Here is a 3629-nt window from a genome sequence, read left to right as displayed (position 1 = left end):
GCATTGCCGTCGGCATCGTTGGGGAACAGCCCGCCCACCTTGCCGTTGGTGGAAAGCTGCTTCCACATGCCGGTGTAGACGGCGATGATGTCTTCGAGACCCCAGAAATAATGATAGGCGAAATTGAAAGGCTTCCACGAGGACGGATCGGCCGGATTGCCCTGCTGGCCGATAAACCAGGGCTGCCACGGCGCCATCGTCGAGATGACCGGCACGCCCTCCGCCTCGCAGGTGGTGGCCACAGGGTTGGTGTTCTCGGGTGTCGAGCCGACGAGCATCAGGTTGATCTCGTCATCGACGATCAGGCTCTTCGCCACCTCGGCCGCGCGATTGGGATTCGACTGGCTGTCCTTGACGATGACCTCGAAGTTCTTGCCCGCCTCGGAAGCGAGGAAGGCCTTGATGTTGTAGGCATCGCTCTCCGCGAAGCCGGCAAGCGGCCCGGTCTGCGGCGAAACATAGCCCAGGCGGATCTTGGCGCCTTGCGCGATGGCCGGCGTCGCCAGGCGCGAACCGGCCAGCGCCAGGCCTGTCGCCGCCGAGGCTTTCAGTAGGCTGCGTCTTGTGATCACTGTAGTTCCTCCCTCTTGTTTTATTCTCAAGCCCCCGGACGGCGTCCCTCCCACGCCACCTGAAGGAGTTCCCTTATCGATCCCGGATCGATTGGCCTCGGATTGGCATAGGCATTCTTGACCGCGATCGCCGCCGCGCGGTCGAGATCGGTCTCCTCGATGCCGATCGCCTTCAAGCTCAGCGGAGAGCCGACCGACTGTGCGAAATCCCAGAGCCCGCCGCCCGCCGAGCCGCCGCCGAATGCCTCGGCGATGGGGCGCAGCAGATCGGGCACTGCCGCTTCGTTGAAGGCGGTCGTGTAGGGCAGCAGGATGGCGTGGGTTTCGGCATGCGGCGTATCGAACGAGCCGCCGAAGACATGCGCCAGCTTGTGATGCAGCGCCATCGAGACATAGCCTAGCGCGGTCGAGCAGCACCACGCCGCATAGAGCGCCTGCGTCCGCGCTGCGCGCTCCTGCGGATTGCCGATCAACCTTGGAATGCCGTCCCGGAAGGCAACCATGGCATCCCTGCACATCAGCACTATCACCGGGTTGCGATCGGGAGCATAGAAAGCCTCCATCGCATGGGCGATCGCGTTCATCGCCGAGGTGACGGTGAGGCCTACCGGCAGGCTCAATGTCAGATCAACGTCGTAGATTACCGTCTCCGGGCGGATGTCCGGCGAGCGGCGGGTGGTCTTCTCACCGGCCGCCGTCTCGCCGAGGATGTCGGTCATTTCCGAGCCGGCATAGGTGGTGGGAATGACCACCTGGTCGGCGCCGGTGCGCACGGCAATGGCCTTGCCGAGCCCGGTGGTCGAGCCGCCGCCAAGGCTGACGACCGCCGAAGCGCCGCTGCTGCGGAAGGCATCGACGGCCTTTTCCGTGACCTCGACAGGGGTATGCATGACCGCGCCGGCAAAGATCCCGGCCGCGAGGCCACCAAGGCTTGCGGCCAGTCTTTCCGCATCGCCCTTCTGATGCGATGTCGACAGCACCATCACCTTGTCATGGCCGAGCCGCCGGACTTCCTCCTCGACGCGAGCCATGCTGCCGGAACCGAAGACTACCCGTGTCGTCAGGCCCGGAAAGGTGAAGCTGTCCATCATCGCGCCGCCTCCATGCGCGGGCCACGCCCGGCCGCGAGGTCGTCGAGGATCGTGCCCAGCATGGCGATCTCGGCGTCCGAGACCTCATGGCCGCGGCCCGGGAACAGATCGGCCCGCAGGCTCGCGCCAAACCGGCCCAGCGATTGCGCGGCATCGGCAAACGCCGAGACCGGAATCCAGGGATCAGCATCGCCACCGGAAAGATAGATCGGCATTCCGGCCGGCGCCGCCTCGGATCTTTCGTCCGCCGGAACGCCGACACGGCAGCCCGTGAAGGCCGCCAAAGCGTCCGGCGGCGGCAGCCCCGCGCAGAGATACTCGATCGACAGACACGCCCCTTGCGAGAAGCCCGCGAGAAGAAGCGGCAGTCCGGGCAGTTCGGCCCGCGCCGCGACCATTGCGGCCGCAAGGTGGTCGAGCGCGTCGGAAAGCTGCGCCCGGGCGACCGGCGTCAACGGGTCGACGGCACGCGCCTCCCACCACATGCCGAGCGGTGCGCGCGGCAGGATGAAGGCCACGGCGGACGCAGAAAGCCGCGACAGCACATGCGACTGCATCTCTTCGGGCGATTGGCCGCGGCCGTGGACGAAGACGCAAATCGCCTTCGCCTCCGGACCTCTTGGCCCAAGCCGGAGCGGACCGCTGCCTGAACTCACGCGAAATCCGCCTCTTCCAGGCCGGCCTGCAATTCACTCTCGCGGTCCTTGAACCATGGCGGAAAGACCAGCGTCTTGCCGATCTGGCCCGGGGGCTCGTCCTTGGCCCAGCCTTCGGGCGTGGTCCAGGCAATTTCGAACAGCGCGCCTCCGGGGGAGCGGACATAGCAGGACTTGAAGTAGTTGCGGTCCTTCTGCTCCGAAATATCGGTGAAGCCGAGGCCCTCTATATGGGCGCGCAGTTTCAACTGGTTCTCTTCGTCGCCGGTGTTGAGGGCGAGGTGGTGGATCGTGCCGCCCGCCAGCGTCCAGGTGCCCTGCGGGCTGTCGCGGTCGACAATGACCTCCACGCGCTGAGCGACGCCGGCCGCGTCGGGCACGCGGAACACCAGCCCTTCGTGGTCGTCGCCCTCTTTCTCCATCGGCAATGCGATGGTCAGGAAGTCGTCCATGGCGGTGCGGTCCATCACCGCCACCACGGCGCCGTAGATTCCCTTGATGCCGTGGGCCTTGCCGATGCCCTGCGTTTCGTTGGCGATGGGCGCGCGTGGATCCCTGTCGCTTTCCACCAGCTCATGCGGGATACCGCAGGGATGTGCGAAAGCCGCACGGTCGGCGCCAAAACGGGTGATCTTGATGGCCTCGATGCCACGCGCATTCAACCGGTCGACCCAGAAATCCGCGGCCCCCTTGGGGATCGACTGCATGATGGTGCGCGACTGGTTGGATCCGCGGCGGCCATAGACGCCTGGCTTGCGGAACGGGAAGGTGGTGATGATCGTCGAGGCATCGCCGTTGGGCGAGCCGTAATAGAGATGGTAGACCGGGATGACGCCGTCGAACAAGACGGTGCGCTTCACCGAATGCAGGCCCAGTGCCTTGGTATAGAAATCAAAATCTTCCTGAGCGCTGTCCGTCGAGAGCGTCAAATGGTGGTAGCCGCTGACACGTGCCATCGGTCATCTCCTCCCAGAGGGTTCGGTTTCGCCCCGCCGCTGCGGGCAGAGCACGAGGTTGAGGTCGAGCGCGTGCTTCCGTTTTCCTCCGTTAGGCGGCAGCGCGCGGAACTCGGCCATGAGTTCGGGTTTGACCCCGAAGATGGCATCCCGGCCGATCGCGGGGTCCGACCGGTCGAAGATGTGGGTCGTCAGCGTTTCGAAGCCCTCCGCCGAGACGCGAAAATGGATGTGGGCCGGCCGCTCGAGGCCAAGGCCAAGCGCCGACATCAATTGGCCGACTGGGCCGTCCGACGGCAGCGTGTAGCCCTTCGGCTTCACCGTCGTGAAGCGGAACCGCCCCTGCGGATCGGT

General features: G+C 65.5%; 4 protein-coding genes and 1 pseudogene. All 5 read right to left on the bottom strand.

The window, feature by feature from the left end; all coding sequences use genetic code 11:
- Positions 1–572, bottom strand: a 572-nt coding sequence (locus EOB49_RS33280; RefSeq protein ID WP_127383452.1) for an ABC transporter substrate-binding protein, incomplete at its 3' end; no start/stop codon positions are given.
- Positions 573–598: 26 nt separating this feature from the next.
- Positions 599–1660 (bottom strand): maleylacetate reductase, encoded by a 1062-nt coding sequence (locus tag EOB49_RS33275; RefSeq protein WP_245472951.1) that lies wholly within the window; start codon positions 1658–1660, stop codon positions 599–601.
- On the bottom strand, positions 1660–2319 hold the full coding sequence (locus EOB49_RS33270) for a dienelactone hydrolase family protein (RefSeq protein WP_127318890.1): 660 nt from the start codon (positions 2317–2319) through the stop codon (positions 1660–1662). Before EOB49_RS33270 ends, EOB49_RS33275 begins: the two co-directional genes overlap by 1 nt.
- On the bottom strand, positions 2316–3275 hold the full coding sequence (locus EOB49_RS33265; protein ID WP_127383450.1) for a VOC family protein: 960 nt from the start codon (positions 3273–3275) through the stop codon (positions 2316–2318). Before EOB49_RS33265 ends, EOB49_RS33270 begins: the two co-directional genes overlap by 4 nt.
- Before the next feature lie 3 nt (positions 3276–3278).
- Positions 3279–3629 (bottom strand): annotated as a pseudogene (locus tag EOB49_RS33260) (6-chlorohydroxyquinol-1,2-dioxygenase); the annotation flags it as partial.

The organism is Mesorhizobium sp. M7A.F.Ca.MR.148.00.0.0, from assembly GCF_003997735.1.
Classification (GTDB): domain Bacteria; phylum Pseudomonadota; class Alphaproteobacteria; order Rhizobiales; family Rhizobiaceae; genus Mesorhizobium.
The sequence above is the reverse complement of the archived record's forward strand: the minus strand, read 5'-3'. Positions and strand labels throughout refer to the sequence as shown.